Origin of the sequence: Bartonella sp. B1099, assembly GCF_944801835.1 — a bacterium.
Taxonomy (GTDB): domain Bacteria; phylum Pseudomonadota; class Alphaproteobacteria; order Rhizobiales; family Rhizobiaceae; genus Bartonella.
In genome coordinates, this window is the sequence record NZ_CALYLN010000001.1 from 174,002 (window position 1) to 191,035 (window position 17,034).

Below are 17,034 nucleotides of genomic sequence, written 5' to 3' on the forward strand. Positions count from 1 at the left end.
GAACTACTCCGATGATATACAGTTCTAAAAGAACGCAAAGTGTCTTTGCTTTAAATTTAATAGGCACATTCTAAAAATATAGGTTCTACAGACTCATTCCAAATAGAAGAGTAATGAGACAAAAGTTTTTCAGCATCTGTTTGCCCTGTTGCCACAACCTCTTCTAAAGGATTAAGAAAATTTGTTTCATCAAAACCATTTGCATCATACTGTTTGCGATTTTTTAAGCCCTTGCGTGCAATAGCAATAGCTTGACGGGCTAATTCTAGAAGAATGGTTTGACGAAAAGGGGTTTTAAACCCTTCTTTGGGAACGCGCTGACGCATATCTAAAACTTCTTCAAAACACCAATCTTTAGTCAAATCCTCTGCATCGTTAAGCGCCTCTCTATCATAAAGAAGCCCAACCCAAAAAGCCGACAATGCACAGATGCGCTTCCAAGAACCGCAATCAGCACCTCTCATTTCTAAAAACCTTTTTAAGCGAACTTCAGGAAATAACGTTGATAAGTGATTAATCCAATCTCCCATGTTTGGAATTGAATTTGCAACGTGTCCTCTTAATGCTCCATTCATAAACTGACGAAACGTTATATGTGTACAATCATAATAACGACCATCACGTACAACAAAATACATGGGAACATCAAGGGCCCATTCAACGTAATCGGCAAAACCAAAATGCTCAGAAAATATAAAGGGAAGAACACCTGTCCTGTGATTATCCGTATCACGCCAAATTTCAGAACGCCATGACAAAAAGCCATTTGGGCGTCCTTCTGTAAAAGGTGAACTTGCAAATAATGCAGTCGCAACAGACTGTAACTTCATGGATACTTGCATTTTTCGCCGCATATCACTTTCAGATGAAAAATCAAGATTAACTTGAACTGTTGATGTGCGATACATCATATTAAGACCATTATGCCCGACTTTCGGCATATAATCAGTCATAATCTGATAACGTGATTTAGGCATTTTCGGCGTTTCTGCTAACGTCCACTTTGGGCTCGCTCCCATCCCCAAAAAACCAATACCCAATGGTTCTGCAATTTTCTTGAGAAGCGTTAAATGTTCCATTAACTCATGATACGTCTGACCTACTGTTTTTAATGGTGCCCCAGATAATTCAAACTGTCCCCCAGGTTCCAAAGAAATAGCCCCCTGATCAACTGACCCTACAAGCCCAATAATATTCCCTTCATCTAAAATAGGTTTCCATCCTAAAGCGCTTTGCATCCCCTCTAAAAGCGCTCGAATTCCCCTCTCACCGTCATAAGGGACAGGACGAAAACCATCTCTATAAAACGGAAATTTTTCATGTTCTGTACCAATACGCCAATCTTCTTCTGCTTTATACCCCCCTTGGAAATAGCTAACCAAGGAATCTAAGTTATAAACTTCACTTTCATCCATTACATCAAGCGCCATAACTTATTGCATCCTATCATTAGTATTATTATCTTAAATGAATTGTTTAGAATGATTTTACAGATATCTCAATCCATCGACCAATCCCCCACGGTAGCATTAAAAAGAGCCAAAGCAGCAACAGCTGCAGTATCAGCGCGTAAAATGCGTGGACCTAATGATATTGAAACCACAAAAGGATGTTTTTTTAAAAAGCTCCGCTCTTCTTCACTAAATCCACCTTCTGGTCCAATGAGAACACCAGGTGTTGTAACATCACGCTTTTTAAAAGAAGATAATGGATTATGCGATTGATGCTCTTCATCACAAAAGAACAAAGGCTGCGTCTCATCCCAACGTGCTAAAAGCTCTGCTAACGATAGAGCCGATACGCATTCAGGGAGGGATAAGATACCACATTGTTCAGAAGCTTCAATAACATTGGCTTTCATACGCGCCATATTGATACGCGTAACCTGTGTATGATGCGTTATAACAGGCTGCAAAACCGATACCCCCATTTCAACAGCTTTCTGCACCATATAATCCAACCGCGCGTTTTTGAGTGGAGCAAAGCAATAAATAAGATTAGAATGCGTCGTTTGTAATCTTTCTTGATGAATAAGCTGAACTAAAACAAATTTTTTTTTAACAATAATAAGTTTAGCAAGCCATTCACCATCCTGTCCATTAAAAAGTAGAATTTCTGCTCCTTCTTTCATCCGCAAAACATGCACAAGATAAGAAGCTTGTGCTCCTTCTATCTTTATTTCTTCATTCAAAGCCAATGTCTGTCGGATAAATAATCTTTTAAGTTTATAGTTTATGCGCATAAAATCTTGCCAATGCTTACTATCGTCATCAAGAAATGAAGAAAAAGATATAACAAAAAGAAAAAAATATATCTATAGAACTATAATATATTAAAGAATTATAGAGTTTTTTTAACTTTATGAGATAATGATAGGAACCAATAGATCGTTAAGTGATTCTGCTTTCATACAAGTTTAAATAATACACCATTCATCTCTGCATTCAGTCATTCATGCATCAGTGGAGGAAAGATATGTCTGCTAAAAAAGCTACAATTATTACGATTACAACCCTCTTAGCCTTTATTTTGATTACAGTGGGTATTGGTTCTGTTGGAGCAGATGGAAAGCATGCAGTGACCCAAGATGGATATGGTATTTCTTCTCAGATTCAATAAGTGCTGGCTGATATGCCCTGAACATTTTAAGGCAACAAAATATTTTGTAGCAATTTTCTAAGATCTGCACGCATATTATGACTCTCCTGTATTTGAAAGATTACATAAAAAGGTGTTTTTTATTCCTCTCTTAAATTGTTTATCTACATAACAACTGCATTTATGTGACAAAGAGGAAGATTCTTAGTCTCATCACGAATAGAAAGTAAGAGAATCTTATGATCTTGAAATCTCTTATTTAAATTTAAAAACGACTTTAAATTGCAAAGAGACGAATTATTATTATAGAATAGAGTGTTATGCAGATGAAAAACAATGCTCAATCTGTGTCAATATCTTTTGTAACCAAAAAATTACCATGATCTTGTCCTTTAGAGCTCAGAGAGAATGTAAAAGGCCATGCAAGGCTGTTAGCAAGACATTGGACATCTTTACATAAAGTTTCTGATCTATGATTTTTGCGCAATTGTGCGTGTAATATCAGTTCATTCTGCTGTCCTTGAGCAAGAGCAGTTGTAACAGCCCCCTGTATGGATAAACTCAAGTCTGCTGTACACATCAATGACTCTGTCACTTTCATCACAGCTGCTGAAAAGCTTGTCTGAATATCCCAGTGATCAAAACTTGTGGAGAGAGAATCATTATTGGTTAAAAGAAATTGTTGTTTGCTTGAAAGTTGTGTTTGTAATTCATTCAAATCATACCCTAAGAGCCGCCCAGAAGACATCTTTAGTGTTAATCCACCCTGCATTTTTGTAAAAACTTCCATCCAAGAACCCGCAAGTGTTTGTATCGTTGCAGTAAAATTTGCTTTGCTCTGTACAAATGGAATAAATCCTAAGGCTTCTAAAACCTCCTGCGTATCAATGGAAGCCCCTGAAATATTTCCTCCAATACGTATTTTCTGCCCAGTAGGCATAACTTCAATAGTACTTTGAACGGATCCACCCCAAATATTTGCATGTCCAAGATCAAAAATCCCATGCCCCTTTTTTATTTGTATTGCAGCAGCTAAATTTGTAAGTGAAATATTTTCTATTTTGGCTTGTGGTGCAGAAAGTCGTATATCCACCCCAATACGATCAAAAGGCGCCATATCAAAGAATGAATTTTCCTTTTTAACCCGAAAAAACATTGAACACAAAAGATTAAGGTCTAGATTATCAAATGCTAAAGAGCCCATGATATTTGGTACATAATCTTGAAAATCAAGTTCCAAAGCCCCACGTGCATTGGCTTTCCCCACCGTAAATGCAACATTGTTCATTTGGATATGCATGGGCCGCGCTAAAAAATGAGATTCCCATACAATAGGGGCCTTTAATCTATATCCCCAAAACTGATTCTCTCCAATCCAAGACAATGTCTGATTCCATCCCGGAGAACGCATCGACACCTTTCCGTCAAAAATATAATATTCAGATAACCTAGCCTGTCCTGTAAAAGTTATTCCCCCACGTACAGAATTGAGGCTTGCCTTAATCTGGCTTTTTCCTCCTGCCAAAAGCAACAATGCTTGAGAAGCATCAATTGACAATTTTGTAAATTCTCCACGCCAACGAGCATCTACACGCAACCGTACTTCCTTAGTCGATTCTGGCCAATCTAAAGTCGCATTTAATCCTGTTATTTTTTCTGCTATTCCTGAAAGACTATCATGATATACAAGAGAACCATTTTCAATGACAACCCGCCCAAAAGGTTGTTTTAAAAGATGTTCTATCTCTGGATGATCAGGGTTGTGTTTTAATATTTCACGTGCTTTGCGTATGGCTAACCCTAAAGTACCTTGTGAGCGAGAAAATCGATCAAAAAAATCTGCCATTGTTTTAACGGGCTTTTTCATAACAAATTGAGGACGCATAATCCGCGTTTCTGAAAAAGAAACACGCCCCCAAAGAAGGTCGACGACAGAAAGATCAACTTCTATGGATTCAGCTTCCATGAGCGGCGCAACATCATCCATTTTTGATGATAAAGTAACACCGGAAAGCCACGCTTTAGGATAAGGAAAAAGATTCAACCGCGGTGGATCGCGCAATTGCACCTTATACCCCGTCCATGCACTCAACTCTTGCGCTAAACGAACACGAATCATATCCGTAGAGATAAGATACGGTAAAACGAGAATCCCCACCCCAAATAAAAAGATAATTGTAATAAAAATTCCGCTCAAAAATTTTATTATTCTGATGCGCACAATATCCCTCTACACATATTCCCCTAGTAACAGATTAAAAACAAACTTAAATAATCGTTAAAAGACTTCTTATACCCCCTATAATTCACCATATCCATTTTGTATTTTCATTATTTTTGTTCTTTATCCAAAGTTTATTTAAACAGCAATATTGTTGCTTCTTCATAAAGCAATTATTTAAATGTCTTCTAAAACTATAAATCCACAACATTATCAAACCATTCTTACTGTTCCCCTATGAATATTGCTATAAAACTCTATCGTATTATTAGAAAATGCTTTACAAGAAAACAAACAGCCTTACCGAAAGGATCTCTCTCATGAATAATATTATTGACGGAAAAAAACTTGCTGAAGAGATTATTGTAAAAGTTAAGGCTGAAACCACAAAACTCCGCAATAACTATAATATACAACCTAGTATCGCTGTCATTATCGTTGGGGACGATCCTGCAAGTCAAGTCTATGTCTCCTCAAAAAACAAAAAAGCTGAAGAATGTGGGTTTCTTTCAATTAAACATGTCATTTCCAAAGAAACGCAAGAAAAAGAGCTTCTTCAACTTATTGCAACATTAAATTCTGATCCAAAAATTCATGGTATTTTGGTACAGCTACCTCTTCCCGCCCACATCAATACAAACCGCATAACACAAGCCGTTGCTTTTCAAAAAGATGTTGATGGCTTTCATTATGTCAATGTAGGAAAACTCGCAGCAAATGCACTTGACGATGCTATTATTCCCTGTACACCAGCTGGTGCTATGATGATGATTGAACAACACTGTGGGCGCGATTTATCTGGACTGGATGCTGTTGTTGTTGGACGCTCTAATATTGTTGGAAAACCTATGGCTGCTCTTTTAACAGCAGCCAATGCTACTGTGACAATTGCCCATAGCCGTACCCGTGACCTTGATGATGTATGTCGGAGCGCCGATATTCTCGTAGCGGCTGTAGGCCGCCCACAAATGATTAAAAAAGACTGGGTGAAAAATGGTGCTATTGTTATTGATGTTGGTATTAACCGCATTGCCGAACCAGAAAAAGGTGTAGGAAAAACGCGTCTTGTTGGGGATGTCGATTTTGAAAATGTAAAAGAAAAAGCTGCTGCAATTACCCCTGTTCCAGGAGGTGTTGGCCCCATGACAATTGCTATGCTTATGGTTAATACACTCAAAACCACTGCCCGATTACACAATCTTCCTATACCAAAATTCTAAAAATTTTAACAATCATTGTACATGACTTCATTGCGCATGGTTCACTTTGTTTCTTTTTGCATTTCTCATGTCATAAAAACAGATGCCCCTTGATCTGCGCGATTAACTGATTGACGGAAAACACGAAAGAGTTCGCGTCCAACGCCCTGTTCATTTTTTGAAAGATCAGGAGGTGTAACTGTTCGCGCGTTAAATTTTGCTAAATCCTCTAAAAGAGTTAATTTACCCCCATGAACATCGAGGAAAACAATGTCACCATCTTGCAACCGCGCAATGGGACCATTATCCAAAGCTTCTGGTGTCACATGGATGGCAGCGGGAATTTTTCCTGATGCTCCGGACATACGGCCATCCGTTATCAATGCTATCCTTTGACCGCGATCTTGTAAAACACCTAAAATAGTGGTTAATTTATGAAGCTCTGGCATCCCATTGGCTTTTGGTCCTTGGTAGCGAATAACAGCGATAAAATCTTTATCATGCAACGCTCCAGATTGAAAAGATTTTTGGAGCTCCTCTTGATCATTAAAGACAAGGACTGGTGCTTTAATCTGCCAATATTCTGGTTTTACAGATGAAACTTTTATAATAGCTGTTCCCAAATCTCCCGATAAAACACGAAGACCACCGTCAGGCTGAAATGGCTTTTTCCACCCTGCTAACACCTTATGATCACCACTCTCCTTGAGAGCCGGTTCACGCACCACACAACCATCAGCAGAAAGCTTTGCTTCAATGGCATAAGCATTGAGATCTTTACCAAAAACTGTAGAAACATCTTCATGTACTAAACCGGCCTCAATAAGCTCACGAATAATAAATCCTATTCCCCCTGCTGCATGAAAATGATTGATATCAGCCAAACCATTCGGATAAATTCGTGCTAAAAGAGGTACATGGCATGAAATTTCTGCAATATCACGCCACGTCAATTGAATACCGCAAGCCGCAGCTATAGCCATCAAATGTATCGTATGATTGGTAGAACCTCCTGTTGCATTTAATCCTACAATGGCATTCACAAAAGAACGCTCATCGATGATCATACCAAGTGGTCTATAATGATCACCAAGATCTGTCATTTCAAGTACACGCTTTGTCGCTTCTTTTGTTAGAGCATCACGCAACGGTGTATTTGCATTGACAAAAGAAGCTCCCGGCATATGTAGCCCCATCATCTCCAGTATCACCTGATTTGAGTTAGCAGTCCCGTAAAATGTACATGTTCCTGGTCCATGATAAGAACGAGCTTCTGATTCCAACAAGGTTTGGCGATCTATTTTATTTTCCGCGTAAAGTTGACGTATTTTTGCTTTTTCATCATTCCCTTGACCCGTTGTCATAGGACCAGCAGGTATAAAAATTCCTGGTAAGTGACCAAATGTTAGTGCACCGATCAATAAACCGGGGACGATTTTATCACACACCCCAAGATACAATGCTGCATCAAAGACATCGTGTGATAAGCTTATCGCTGTCGCCATTGCAATCACTTCACGCGAAAAAAGGGAAAGCTCCATCCCCGCATTCCCCTGCGTAACACCATCACACATCGCAGGAACACCTCCTGCTACCTGCGCAACACCACCAACCATACGAGCTGCTTCTTTAATTAAATGAGGAAACTTTTCAAAAGGTTGATGTGCTGAAAGTATATCGTTATATGCCGTGATAATACCAATATTTCCAACGATATTTCCCTTCAAACGCTCTTTGTCTATTGCTCCACAAGCAGCAAAATCATGAGCCTGATTAGCGCATCCCAAAAAACTCCGCTTGGGTCGATGGCTTTGTGCGTTCGCGATGCGCTCTAAATAAATTTCTCGTGTAGGTAGAGAGCGTTCATAAATCCTTCGTGTAACTGTGGCAATTATCTTGGAAAGTGCCATATTTACTTCCCCCCTTTCATTGTTTCTCTCCCTTATTCATTAAAAAGAGATTGCGTTTCTATTCCTCTTGTCTCTCATGTTCTGATTCACTTATTTCATTTTCTGCAGGTGACCAATAAACCTGCACAAGATGAGGGGAATTACGCAAAATTGCCCGAATCGGCATCTCTATTTCAGATCCATCTTGACAAGCTTCTTCAAAACAATCGCGTTTCTGAAAACCTTCAAAATGGAGAATAATACAACGCGATTGCATAATAACTGGCAAAGTTAGTGAGAGTCTTGGCTCAAAAGCACTCTTGGCATGAAGTGGTAAAACAAGTGCTTGTGTTCGAAGATCAAGGGCTTGCTTTAAACGATCAGCATCAGGAAAAAAGGAAGCCGTATGTCCATCAATCCCCATTCCTAAAACAATAACATCAAAGGGTTTAGGCAAAGTGTTAACACGACTTGCTGCTGAAAAAGCCGCAAGTTCAACGGTGCGTGCCTTATGATAAAGTCCTACAAAACGCGCTTTTGCAGCAAAATTTTGTAACAAATAACGCTGTACCATATGTTCATTTGAACGCTCATGGTGAGCTGGTACAAAACGCTCATCAACCAAAGTGATGATAATATTTTGCCAGTCAATGTCAGCCTTTGATAAATAATGAAAAAACAATTCTGGTGTTTTTCCACCAGAAACTGCTAAAATTGCGCGTTTGCGCTCCAGAACAGCTATACTAAGCTCTGCAGCTACACGGTCAGCCAATGCTAAAGCAAGAGTCGTAGGTGTTTCAAAATTTAAACGGTCAATATTCATTCCATGCATACTTACTGCTTATTGCTCTAAACTAAATTGTTCCATATACGTCTATCACGTTCCATCAAAACTGTTGAAGCAGTCGGTCCCCATGAACCCGCACTATATTCATAAATAGGCTGCTTTATTGCTTGCCACCCCTCAATAATAGGATCAATCCAACGCCAAGCCGCTTCAACTTCGTCACGACGCATAAAGAGTGTTTGATCTCCGCGAATAACATCCATCAATAAGCGTTCATAAGCATCAGGATTACGTTGAGAAAATGCAGAGGCAAAACTCATATCCAAGGGGATATGACGAAATCGCATACCACCAGGACCCGGATCCTTAATCATCAACCATTGTTTGACACCTTCATCAGGCTGGAGACGAATAACAAGCCGATTAGAAAAAATCTCATCCGAATCTACATTAAAAATATTATATGGAATGGATTTGAAAACAACCACAATTTCAGACATTCGCGTGAACATACGCTTACCAGTTCGCAAATAAAAAGGTGTATCTGCCCAACGCCAATTATTAATCTTAACCTTCAACGCTACAAATGTTTCGCTCTCACTTTCTCTTCCCAAGTCTTCAAGATAAGATCCCACACGAACACCATTCAATGTACCAGCAACATACTGCCCACGCACAGTATGTTGTTCTACATTATGAATCTCAAGAGGTGTTAAAGAATGCAAAACTTTCAATTTTTCATCACGCACAGCATTGGCTCTATTCGTAAATGGTACTTCCATCGCCACCAAACAGAGCAATTGCAACATATGATTTTGCACCATATCGCGTAGCGCACCTGCACTCTCATAATATTCTGCACGCCCTTCCAAACCTAAAGATTCAGCAACAGTTATCTGAACATGATCAATATAATTAGAATTCCATAACGGCTCATAAAGTGTATTCACAAACCGTAATGCCATCAAATTTTGAACAGTTTCCTTGCCAAGATAATGATCAATGCGAAAGATTTGATCCTCATTAAAAACACTTGCAAATGCATCGTTAAGCGAAACAGCTGTTTTTACATCACGACCGATAGGTTTTTCAATGATAATTCGTGTTTGTGGTGTTACCAAATTGCTTTTCCCCAACTTCATCGCAATATCAGCAAAAAGCGAAGAACCAACAGCCAAATAAAAAGCTTGAATATCCGCTGAATCTTGTGACAATACCAGCGCAAGATCTTGCCATCCTCGGTTTGAGGAAACATCAACAGAAATGTAAGTTAAACGTGCAAGAAAACGATGGAGTTCAGTTGAATTGAGATCTTTTGGATGAATATGTGTTTCTAAAGACGCACGAACAAAATTTTGATACTCTTCATTATTCCATGCAGAACGTGCAACCCCAATAATACGCGTGGGCTCATTAAATTGCCCAACACACTGACAATGATAGAGAGCAGGCATAAGTTTGCGTGCTGCTAAGTCACCGTTACCACCAAAAACAATACAATCAAAGGGAGAAACTGGAATAATTTTACTTACCATGGACTTATTTATTTTTCTATTTGATTATTCAATCCTATATTACTTATAAAAGCTTTTATCATTAAAGCAGACAGAACCTAAATAAGCCATTAATTTTCTACATTTCAATCAATGTTTGTGTTAAAGACGATCCATTAAAGAAAACCAACGCATTGCTAAAAATATAAGTGGATAACGCAAAATGCTTCCTCCCGGAAAGGATGAAATCTTTAAGTTCTGAAAATGGGCAAAACGTTCATAATTCCCAGTCAACCATTCTGCGTATAATTTTCCCATAAAAGGAGCAAGTATAACGCCATGCCCTGAATAACCGCCACAATAAGTCATCTTTGAGAAAAGTTGGCGAACATAAGGCATACGTTCAACCGTGATGGCAACGGTTGCCCCCCAACGATGGGTCAAATTAACAGAGTATAATTGAGGATAAATTTCAGCAATTTGCCGTTTTATACGTACATCTAAATTTATAGGATTCTTATTATTGTAACTTTCTACACCACCAAATAAGAGACGATTATCGATGCTTTTGCGAAAATAACGAACCATAAAACGGGAATCATCAACCGATTCACCCCTCATGAGAATTGAACTGTTCTTTGGTAATGGTTCCGTTGCTCCAATATAGGAGCGAATAGAAACAATATTTTTCTGAACAAAATGCTGCAAACCAAGTTTATACCCGTTCGTTGCGAGTAAAACATGCTCTGCTGTTATACTCCCTTTTTCTGTTATTACGTTCCAATGAGTTCCCTTGCTCTTCACGGTTGTTACTTGTGTCTTCTCATAAAGCTTAGCACCAGCATCTTTAGCTCTTTTTGCCAACCCAACAATCAATTTTAAGGGATTTATATGGCCGGTATCCGCATCATAAATACCACCACAATAAAAAGACGATCCAAGTCGCCTAGATGTTTCAGCCCTATCCATAAAAGTAAGCGCGTGATAGCCATAACGCTGCATCGTCTCAATATGCCGTTGATAAGAGAAAAGCTCACGCCTTTTATGGGTCACAGAAAGCTGCCCTACCATAAAATCGCATTGAAAATCAGGCATTGCACATAAAGATAAAATATCTCTTTTAGCTTCTTCCGCTAAATCAAATAGCACTTTACTGCGCTCAAAACCATATTTTTTCTCTAACGTTTCGACCCATTGCCGTTGCCCCGTTCCCAGTTGCCCACCATTTCGGCCTGAAGCACCATCCCCCAAACGTGATGCTTCAAATAAAACAACATCCACTCCAGCGTTCGCTAAATGATAAGCAGCTGAAAGGCCTGTCAATCCACCCCCAATAATGACCACATCACACCGTCTATCTTCACAAAAAGAAGGATAAGAGGGGCGCTCTTTTAAAGTATCTTCATACCACGAAATGCCTGGAGAAATCGAATTAGAGCCAATCATCGTGATAAACCTCAAACATTAAGCAAGAGATATTCACGCTCCCACGGGCTAATCACTTCCATAAAAGTTTCAAATTCTTGTCGTTTAATTGCAGCATAAGTACTGACAAACACATCTCCTAAAATAGCGCGTATTTCTGTATCTTGTTCAAACAAATTGACAGCCTCAATGAGTCCACGCGGTAACTCAATGTTATCAGCATTCACATTATTTGTCGTTGGCTCATCGGGTTCAATTTTCTGTTGTAAACCAATAAGACCGCACGCTAAAGAAGCTGCAAGAGCTAAATAAGGATTTGCATCTGACGAAGGAAGTCTATTCTCAACACGTCGTGCCTGTGGAGCAGAACGAGGAACACGAAAAGCTGTGGTACGATTGTCATATCCCCACCGCAAATTAACAGGGGCCGAATTATCAGGAACAAGACGTCGATAAGAATTCACATAAGGCGCGAGCATTACAAGAACCCCTGGCATATGTTTTTGCAATCCACCAATAAAATGGCGAAAACAAATACTTTCTCCATCATCTTCATGCGTAAAAATATTCATACCTGTCTTCTTATTAACGACTGATTGGTGAATATGCATCGCAGAACCCGGCTGCCCTTGAATGGGCTTGGCCATAAAAGTTGCATACATATTATGTTTCAGTGCTGCTTCACGAATTGTGCGTTTGAACATAAAAACTTGATCAGCCAATTCAATTGGATCACCATGGCGTAAATTGATTTCAAACTGACCTGCCCCCTCTTCGTGAATAAGTGTATCAATCTCCAATCCTTGTGCTTCCGAAAAATGATAAATATCATCAATGAACTCATCAAACTCGTTCACACCGGCAATCGAATAGCCCTGTCCCCCACCAATTGAACGTCCAGAACGACCAACTGGAGGAACTAAAGGATAATCAGGATCAGGATTTTTTTCTACTAAATAAAACTCAATTTCTGGTGAAACAACCGGCTTTAGATCCATTTGCGTATAAAAATTGACTACTTTTCGCAAAACATTTCGTGGTGTATAAGCGACAACCTGTCCACTTTGATATACAAGATCACAAATCACCTGTGCTGTGGGAGCATCTTCCCATGGCACAATGCTTAGCGTAGACAAATCAGGCTCAAGACGCAGATCACCATCGGTTTTAGGATATTCAAAGCCATGACCATCTTCAGGATAATCTCCTGAAATTGTTGTCATAAAAACCGCTGAAGGCAATGCTAATGATGTTTCCGATGTAAATTTTTTAGAAAGCATCATCTTGCCACGCGGCACCCCTGCTTGATCAGGCGTGATACACTCAATATCCTCTACCTTACGAAAAGCCAGCCATTGTAAAACTTGTTCCCAATTTTTTACACCCCTTAAATTTTTAAGGAAATGAGCGACAGGCTTAGAACCCTTACTTTTTATTTGTTTACCATTCTTCACAGCCATAACATATCAACTTTAAAAATAATCAAGTCCTATTCTTATTATATCAGACTTATATCAGCCATGTATGAATGACACGAAAAAAACTTATCAACGAATATTTTTAAAGACTGCTACAAAATTCATCAAGGTAAGAGAACCTTACACTCAATAAGCTATCCTATCAATTATAGTGCAAAATTGGTACTGCACGCGATACATCGCGCGCTAACGTTCTGTTAATAAAAAATAAAAGCTCTAAAGCCATTCTGGCAAGCAATAATCGTATAAAATCTCATATGGATACTCAACGTAATTATTACATCTCTACTCTTAATGACCACAAAGAAGCGATCCGCACACCGCCCCTTCTGCCACCTCAATCTATACAGCAAAATACCCAACGTCTCATTAACTACGCCTTACCGCAACTCCGATAAACGCTTGAAACAACTAGAAGCAGTCAGCATTCGTGGGCAGCTGAACGAAAGACGAATTTCCTATTCTGCTAACAAATCTAGCTTGATTTAGAGCACTAGCCCTCTCAATAATTTTTTTCCCCTCTCCAGATGCGTTGCACATATGACTTCTTATCTGCGTGGCTGAATCTTATTTAGCACAGATAATTTACCTCATCGGTACAAACCCACGCAGTATATCAAGAAATAATTTTTTTAGCTAATCACACATTATAAAGCTATAAATATTCTGATCATGAAAAACCCCGTTCAACAATTCAGATTTTCTCAATCTGCCTTCAAGCTCAAAGCCACAGCACTGCGCTACTGCGTTGCTTCTCTGATTGTCTACTGAGCATTTTATGACAAATCTTTTTATTTTGCCAGACTTCAAATAAGACTGCATCAAAGCTTTCACAGACTTAGTGATAATCCCTTTTCCTTGAAGTTTTAAATCAAGCCAATAGCCGATATAAGCGGTCTTATTACCACTATCAATCCTATTGAAAAAAAGTAACCCCACTGGAACTTCATCAAACAAAATAGCATATGTTTTTCCCTCATTCTTCTGATGTTGCAAAAAGCAAATGTCAAGAAAAATAGCTTCATCATGTTCATTCATAACATAACGTGGCCAAGCCATATATTGATTGAATTCCTTTCTATTACGATCTATGATATTAAAAAGTTCGGAAGCATATCTCGAGGATGCAGGTGCGAGTTGGATATTTTTATCCACACTAATAGCTTCCTCTGCATGCAATAAATCCACTCGCCCAGCTGGTAAGGCATTTTCTGCAAGCCTAGCTGTTACAATTTCTTTTTTGTATAAAGCGTATATGGGAGGTTTAAGACGCGTCCATTCATTAGCAGTTTGTAAATCATAAGAACCGCAACCGCGAATAATAAACAACTGATCTTTGCCCAAACCATAATCTGCCTTGGGAAAAAGGTAATCATTTTCAAAACAGTTAAAACCTGCTAATATCTGATCATGTTTACCACAAGCGCTTTTTTTCTCTTCTAACGGTACAAGCGAATGATGCCAAACACGCCAAGAAGGTATCCAGTTAATGTCAAGATTTGTCTGTATGATATCAACCTTACCGCGCTTTTTAATACTCACAGTTCTCCCTACAGCATAACAATGATCTTCGCTGATATACCTACTAGGCTCAAAAACCAATTTCCATCTAGCAGGTAAAGTGGGGTCTTGTTCAGATAAAACATTAAAAATTCCTTGGAAAAACTCCCGTGATTTCGTAACCGTAACTTCAGCATCTTCTGAGAAGGAGTCTGCTGGAAATCCGCTCCCCATATCAAGATACCCTCCCTTAGGCATATTTTTTAAAAGGAAGGGAAGCCAATCACGCAAGTTCTCAATAACTCGTGCCGGACTTTCCAGATTCGAACCGATATGAAGATGAAAGCCCTTAAGATAAACATTCTTGCAAGATTGCAGTAAAGGAACGATTTCTTCCTCAAATTCTTCCACTGTCACTCCAAAACGAGAACGCTGGCTATCTTTGTAAAAATACGACAATCTTAAACCCAGACCTACTACGCGATCAGTACCAGAAACTAGATCAATTATGGACTTGAGTTCGTGCGGACTGTCGACATGAATCAGTGCATTTTCAGCAATCCCTTGAAAAAGATCGTTGAGAGATTTATAAGATCCATCCAATATAATCCTATCGCCAGTAAAACCAGCCTTTAAAGCTAGCTGAAGCTCATCTGCCGAACATACTTCTGCACTGAGTCCATGCTCAGCGATTAGTCGCAACAGCAAACCTAACGAGCATGATTTAACCGAAACAGTGATAACTGCGTTCAGAAAATATTGCTGTCAGATCGCTTGCAAATGCAAAACCCATTTCAGTGCAGAATCAACATCGAATATAAAAAACGGCTCGTCGCCATAAGGCTGGCGTCCACGCAGTCGTTTAGCTGCCGTGATGATATTTTGAGCTATTATTTTTTGCGCCATAACTGTATCGTAACTCCCTGATAATCTCGTTGAGCATTAAGAGAAACACGGATAGCAAAATATCGCTCATAAAATGCATCCTGCATATTTTCCTCAAGCTGACAAGTGACCTTATTTTCAATTCTAATATATCTACGAAGATTTTCTTTAAGCTCATCATAGGATCGGGACGATAATTCATAATTTTTTCTCGATCCTGTTCCAATCCTGCTTTGCCAAAAAAGTCACGCCAATAATGCAGCGTCCAAGCAGAATTAAGTTTGAACCCTATGGCGCTATAAATGTCAGTAATAATTTTATCGCTAGACATCCTTCTATCGTAAAAATTTGAAGTACAAAGAACACCTTCTACTTTCAAAACACGACTAACCTCAGACAGCGCTTGTTCCCTTGCTTGAATAAATGCAAAATTACATCCACCAAGTACATGAGTAAACGTTTCTGCATAAAAAGGAAGGCTACAGACATCAGGAACTTGATAGCGTAAAGATCATCCTCTGCAAGCTTAGCTGCCGACTCACGGGCAATAATGATTGCTACTTCAGATATATCAATATCCTCTGCAGAAGATATAGTTTTTTTCAAAACAATAACGCGAACTGTAACCAGTAGAGCAGGCAAGATCCAACAACACAGACTCGCGGTGAATGCTAGCATGCGATCCAATAATCAACAGTATAATTACCACTGGGCAGCGTATTATCCTGTTTCATCAGCGCCACAAAATCAGGATAACTCATCGAACAAACGTCTTCAAACTTCGCAAATGTATCACTAAGCTCCATCATATAATTTCCTCCTTATAGGGATTTCTTTAAAACGGATCTCCAGCGCAAAGTAAAGCTTTTGTTCTCCCTCGCGCTCTAAAAACACCGCCAAATCAGGCGTGTAAGGTCCTATGAGCGGCACAATTTTAAAGCTCCTTGGCAATTTAAAAAATAATTTTACTTCGGGAGCATTATCATTGATTTTGCACAAATTCTTTTTCAATATTACTCTTAATAAACCACATGATCATACACACTTTTCTCACTCGTCACAGCGGTCCGTTCTAAATTCGCCAAAAGTTTGCTACTTGCAAAACATTCTTGCACGCTATAGTTTTAGCCAGCTAGTTTTAAATATTTAATACCATCAATAGTAAAATTAACATGCGCTTTATTGAGGATTTCCTCCACGCACTCCAAAGAAGCTTGCATTTTTTTTGCAAAATCTAATATGCGCCCACTCTATTAGCAAAACATCAATATCATAAACCTCTTGATATGTTCGCTCCGATATTTCTGGTTAATAGCAGCACAACCATTTGGCACATTCAAATCGGTAAGCATCTCTCCTAAAAACGATGGACAGCTATCAATTTCGACGAAATCCATATAAGATGACCCACACACTATTTTTTCCTGTGTCTTTATGTAAGTCATAGGCAAGGCACTCTTCAACTGTATCTTCACCCTCAAACCTCCTCGTCTTTTATTAACTTTTTATCAGTACAAAGCCAGGCCCAATTTAGCGGGATAACGAAACATATACAAAGC

The 17,034-nt window shown here is 39.0% G+C and carries 13 protein-coding genes and 1 pseudogene; 2 read left to right on the top strand and 12 right to left on the bottom strand.

The window, feature by feature from the left end:
- Positions 1-56: 56 nt before the first annotated feature.
- A complete protein-coding gene (locus NNJ73_RS00770; protein ID WP_254492278.1) occupies positions 57-1,430 on the bottom strand; it encodes a glutamate--cysteine ligase in 1,374 nt (457 codons plus the stop codon).
- A 68-nt stretch (positions 1,431-1,498) separates the two neighbouring features.
- On the bottom strand, positions 1,499-2,242 hold the full coding sequence (locus tag NNJ73_RS00775; protein WP_254492279.1) for a 16S rRNA (uracil(1498)-N(3))-methyltransferase: 744 nt from the start codon (positions 2,240-2,242) through the stop codon (positions 1,499-1,501).
- 233 nt (positions 2,243-2,475) lie between these two features.
- On the opposite strand from NNJ73_RS00775, the gene NNJ73_RS00780 reads away from it, so the two are divergent.
- Positions 2,476-2,619 (top strand): hypothetical protein, encoded by a 144-nt coding sequence (locus tag NNJ73_RS00780; protein WP_254492280.1) that lies wholly within the window; start codon positions 2,476-2,478, stop codon positions 2,617-2,619.
- 319 nt (positions 2,620-2,938) lie between these two features.
- Here the strand turns inward: NNJ73_RS00780 and NNJ73_RS00785 are convergent, their stop codons facing one another.
- Positions 2,939-4,819, bottom strand: coding sequence for an AsmA family protein (locus NNJ73_RS00785; RefSeq protein ID WP_254492281.1), 1,881 nt, complete (start codon positions 4,817-4,819; stop codon positions 2,939-2,941).
- Between the two features lie 320 nt (positions 4,820-5,139).
- Here NNJ73_RS00785 and folD point away from each other — a divergent pair, with 320 nt between their 5' ends.
- Complete coding sequence (gene folD / locus NNJ73_RS00790) at positions 5,140-6,039, top strand: bifunctional methylenetetrahydrofolate dehydrogenase/methenyltetrahydrofolate cyclohydrolase FolD (RefSeq protein ID WP_254492282.1); 900 nt, start codon at positions 5,140-5,142, stop codon at positions 6,037-6,039.
- 65 nt (positions 6,040-6,104) lie between these two features.
- Here the strand turns inward: folD and edd are convergent, their stop codons facing one another.
- The 9 genes and pseudogenes from edd to NNJ73_RS00830 all read right to left on the bottom strand — a co-directional run bounded on the left by edd (position 6,105) and on the right by NNJ73_RS00830 (position 16,486).
- Complete coding sequence (gene edd / locus NNJ73_RS00795; protein ID WP_254492283.1) at positions 6,105-7,928, bottom strand: phosphogluconate dehydratase; 1,824 nt, start codon at positions 7,926-7,928, stop codon at positions 6,105-6,107.
- A 58-nt stretch (positions 7,929-7,986) separates the two neighbouring features.
- Positions 7,987-8,739 (bottom strand): 6-phosphogluconolactonase, encoded by a 753-nt coding sequence (pgl, locus tag NNJ73_RS00800; RefSeq protein ID WP_005773994.1) that lies wholly within the window; start codon positions 8,737-8,739, stop codon positions 7,987-7,989.
- Between the two features lie 17 nt (positions 8,740-8,756).
- Entirely contained in the window at positions 8,757-10,229 is a 1,473-nt protein-coding gene (zwf, locus tag NNJ73_RS00805; protein ID WP_254492284.1) for a glucose-6-phosphate dehydrogenase, read from the bottom strand.
- Between the two features lie 120 nt (positions 10,230-10,349).
- Positions 10,350-11,633, bottom strand: coding sequence for an FAD-binding oxidoreductase (locus NNJ73_RS00810; protein WP_254492285.1), 1,284 nt, complete (start codon positions 11,631-11,633; stop codon positions 10,350-10,352).
- 11 nt (positions 11,634-11,644) lie between these two features.
- Positions 11,645-13,072 (bottom strand): glutamine synthetase family protein, encoded by a 1,428-nt coding sequence (locus NNJ73_RS00815; protein WP_254492286.1) that lies wholly within the window; start codon positions 13,070-13,072, stop codon positions 11,645-11,647.
- Between the two features lie 654 nt (positions 13,073-13,726).
- The gene (locus NNJ73_RS00820; RefSeq protein WP_371923242.1) at positions 13,727-15,343 is read right to left on the bottom strand and encodes a GNAT family N-acetyltransferase; all 1,617 of its coding nucleotides are present in this window, start codon (positions 15,341-15,343) and stop codon (positions 13,727-13,729) included.
- 12 nt (positions 15,344-15,355) lie between these two features.
- Positions 15,356-15,496, bottom strand: coding sequence for a hypothetical protein (locus NNJ73_RS00825; RefSeq protein ID WP_254492288.1), 141 nt, complete (start codon positions 15,494-15,496; stop codon positions 15,356-15,358).
- Positions 15,453-15,968, bottom strand: a pseudogene (locus NNJ73_RS10065) (class I SAM-dependent methyltransferase); the annotation flags it as partial. The pseudogene NNJ73_RS10065 and the gene NNJ73_RS00825, both read right to left, overlap by 44 nt.
- A gap of 302 nt (positions 15,969-16,270) precedes the next feature.
- Positions 16,271-16,486, bottom strand: a complete 216-nt coding sequence (locus NNJ73_RS00830) for a hypothetical protein (protein WP_254492289.1) — start codon at positions 16,484-16,486, stop codon at positions 16,271-16,273.
- Positions 16,487-17,034 lie beyond the last annotated feature (548 nt).

Coding starts and splice junctions, on each gene's coding strand:
- NNJ73_RS00770 (WP_254492278.1), bottom strand. CDS start 1,430: ATGGCGCTTGATGTAATGGATGAAAGTGAAGTTTATAACTTAGATTCC.
- NNJ73_RS00775 (WP_254492279.1), bottom strand. CDS start 2,242: ATGCGCATAAACTATAAACTTAAAAGATTATTTATCCGACAGACATTG.
- NNJ73_RS00780 (WP_254492280.1), top strand. CDS start 2,476: ATGTCTGCTAAAAAAGCTACAATTATTACGATTACAACCCTCTTAGCC.
- folD (WP_254492282.1), top strand. CDS start 5,140: ATGAATAATATTATTGACGGAAAAAAACTTGCTGAAGAGATTATTGTA.
- edd (WP_254492283.1), bottom strand. CDS start 7,928: ATGGCACTTTCCAAGATAATTGCCACAGTTACACGAAGGATTTATGAA.
- pgl (WP_005773994.1), bottom strand. CDS start 8,739: ATGCATGGAATGAATATTGACCGTTTAAATTTTGAAACACCTACGACT.
- zwf (WP_254492284.1), bottom strand. CDS start 10,229: ATGGTAAGTAAAATTATTCCAGTTTCTCCCTTTGATTGTATTGTTTTT.
- NNJ73_RS00810 (WP_254492285.1), bottom strand. CDS start 11,633: ATGATTGGCTCTAATTCGATTTCTCCAGGCATTTCGTGGTATGAAGAT.
- NNJ73_RS00815 (WP_254492286.1), bottom strand. CDS start 13,072: ATGGCTGTGAAGAATGGTAAACAAATAAAAAGTAAGGGTTCTAAGCCT.
- NNJ73_RS00825 (WP_254492288.1), bottom strand. CDS start 15,496: ATGGCGCAAAAAATAATAGCTCAAAATATCATCACGGCAGCTAAACGA.